Source organism: Microbacterium sp. zg.Y909, assembly GCF_024626565.1.
Genome location: NZ_JANJFJ010000508.1, coordinates 1 through 2,621, shown reverse-complemented (window position 1 = coordinate 2,621; position 2,621 = coordinate 1). Strand labels below are relative to the sequence as shown.

Below are 2,621 nucleotides of genomic sequence, written 5' to 3'. Positions count from 1 at the left end.
AACTACGGCTACGGGCGTGCCCTCGCCGATGGGGTCGTGCGTCCGGTGCTGTTCCTCGTGTACGCGGGACAGATGCGCTGGCGCACCAAGGCCGGCGACGAGTACGAGGCGCACCTCGGCCAGGACAACACGAAGGACATCAACTCGCAGGCCTGGCGCACCGCGCTGGACCCGCAGGGCGACTGGATCCCCGCGGTGCTGCGCAGCGCCGATCGGCGACTCAGCGAGGTGCGGCAGGAAGTCCCCGACGCCGGCGGCCTCGTCATCGCGACCGACCAGACCGCCGCACGGGCGTACGCGGCGATCCTCCGCGACATCACGGGCGAGCCCACGACCGTCGTGCTCTCGGACGACCCCGCGGCATCCGGTCGCATCGAGGAGTTCGCGAAGGGCACGTCGCGCTGGATGGTCGCGGTGCGCATGGTGTCGGAAGGCGTCGACGTGCCCCGGCTGTCGGTCGGCGTCTATGCCACGAGCGCGTCGACCCCGCTCTTCTTCGCCCAGGCGATCGGCCGTTTCGTGCGCGCTCGCCGCCGGGGCGAGTCGGCGAGCGTCTTCCTGCCGCACGTGCCGCAGCTGCTGGCCCTCGCCAATGAGATGGAGCGCGAGCGCGACCACGCGCTGGACCGCGAGTCGGGCGACGACGACGGCCTCGAGGACACCCTGCTGGCCGAGGCGGAGCGCGAGGACAAGGCATCCGACTCGCTCACCGAGGAGTTCAGTTACCAGGCGCTCGGCTCGGTCGCCCACTTCGACCGCGTGCTCTTCGACGGCAAGGAGTTCGGCCAGCTCGCGGTGCCAGGAACCCCCGAGGAGGAGGAGTTCCTGGGCTTGCCGGGGCTGCTCGAGCCCGAGCATGTGCACGAGCTGCTCATGCAGCGGCAAGCGCGGCAGGGCCGGCACCGCAAGGCGCGCGAGACCAGCGAGGCGCAGCAGGCGGATGCCACCGGAGCCCCGCCGGCCACGACGCTGCCGCCGGCGCTGCACCGCACGCTCAAGGAGCAGCGGCAGCTGCTCAACAGCCTCGTCGGCGTGTACGCGCGGCAGAGCGGCGAGCCGCACGGCGCGGTGCACGCCGAACTGCGACGCCTGTGCGGCGGGCCGGCGGTCTCGCACGCCACGGTCGCGCAGCTGCAGGCCCGCATCGACCTGCTCCGTCGCCGCGTGCACTCCTAGCCCTCACCGCTGGCGCTTCGGAACCCCGAAATGCTGACAATCACGGTTTTCGGCCGTAACGGTCACGCGGCGCTGATTACCGTAGAAGGCATCCCCCTTCCTGCTCCCGACCGGAGGTCTCATGAACGCGCCCGCGCCCCCCGCACCGACCGCGCGGGACCGCCGGCGGTGGGCGCAGTACCTCGTCGACGAGCGCGCTGAGGCACGTCTGTACCGCACGCTCGCCGAGCGGCGGACGGGCGAAGAGCGCGAGATCCTGCTCGCGCTGGCCGATGCCGAGGGGCGACACGAGTCGCACTGGCTGGGCCTGCTCGACGGGGAGCCCAAGCGCCTGCCCAGCCCGAGCCTGGACACCCGCATGCTGGGCTGGATGGCGCGCCGGTTCGGCATGGTCTTCGTGCTGGCCCTTGCCCAGAACGCCGAGGCGCGGTCGCCGTACGAGAGCGAGCCGTATGCCACGGCGGCCATGGTCGCCGACGAGAAAGTGCACCACGAGGTGGTGCGCAACCTCGCCGCCCGCGGCAGGCGGCGTCTGTCGGGCACGTTCCGTGCGGCGGTGTTCGGCGCGAACGACGGCCTGGTGTCGAACCTCGCGCTCGTGATGGGCATCGGCGCCGCGGGGGTGGGAGCTCCTTTCGTGCTGCTGAGCGGCCTGGCCGGTCTGCTCGCCGGGGCGCTGTCGATGGCCGCGGGCGAGTTCGTCTCGGTGCGGTCGCAGCGGGAGATGCTCGCCTCGACCGGCCACAGCGACTTCGCCGACGCGGCGTTGCCCGATCTCGACCTCGACGCCAACGAGGTGGCGCTGGTGTACCGTGCCCGCGGACTGGATGCCGACGAAGCGCTGGCCCGTGCCCGGCGCCTCGTGGAGACCGCGCAGGCGGCGGACCGGTCGCAGCCCTACCGGCGCCCGGTCGACGACGCCGAGGAGCACGACGTCGTGGGCGGAGCATGGGGCGCGGCGACGTCGAGCTTCCTGTTCTTCGCCTCCGGTGCGGTCATCCCGGTGCTGCCCTGGATCTTCGGCCTCGAAGGGGTCGTCGCCGTGGTGCTCGCTCTGGTGCTCGTCGGCATCGCGCTGCTGGCGACCGGTGCGATGGTGGGGGTGCTCTCCGGTGGCCCGCCGCTGCGCCGCGCACTGCGTCAGCTCGCGATCGGCATGGGAGCCGCAGCGATCACGTACGTCCTCGGGCTGGCGTTCGGCGTCTCCGTCGCCTGACAGCGCGCGCTTCGCCTGTCGCTAATCGTCGCTTCCGGGCGCCCGAAGCGACGAAACGCGACAGGCGAGCGCGGCAGCGGGGTATCCGGCGCCCCAGAAACTGAAGAAGGCCCCCTTTCGGGGGCCTTCTCATCTGTGCGCGAGGGGGGACTTGAACCCCCACGCCCGTTAAAGGGCACTAGCACCTCAAGCTAGCGCGTCTACCTATTCCGCCACCCGCGCATTGGGT

General features: G+C 71.8%; 2 protein-coding genes and 1 tRNA gene. 2 read left to right on the top strand and 1 reads right to left on the bottom strand.

What is annotated here, in order from left to right; all coding sequences use genetic code 11:
* A partial coding sequence (locus tag NQ160_RS22100; RefSeq protein ID WP_374113702.1) for a DEAD/DEAH box helicase occupies positions 1-1,176 on the top strand: 1,176 nt, incomplete at its 5' end.
* Positions 1,177-1,297: 121 nt separating this feature from the next.
* Entirely contained in the window at positions 1,298-2,392 is a 1,095-nt protein-coding gene (locus NQ160_RS22095) for a VIT1/CCC1 transporter family protein (protein WP_257517191.1), read from the top strand.
* A gap of 136 nt (positions 2,393-2,528) precedes the next feature.
* On the opposite strand, the gene NQ160_RS22090 is transcribed toward NQ160_RS22095, so the two are convergent.
* Positions 2,529-2,614: transfer RNA gene (locus tag NQ160_RS22090), tRNA-Leu, on the bottom strand.
* Positions 2,615-2,621 lie beyond the last annotated feature (7 nt).

What these genes read in the sequence shown, in the direction of transcription:
- NQ160_RS22095 (WP_257517191.1), top strand. Translation starts at nt 1,298, where the DNA reads ATGAACGCGCCCGCGCCCCCCGCACCGACCGCGCGGGACCGCCGGCGG.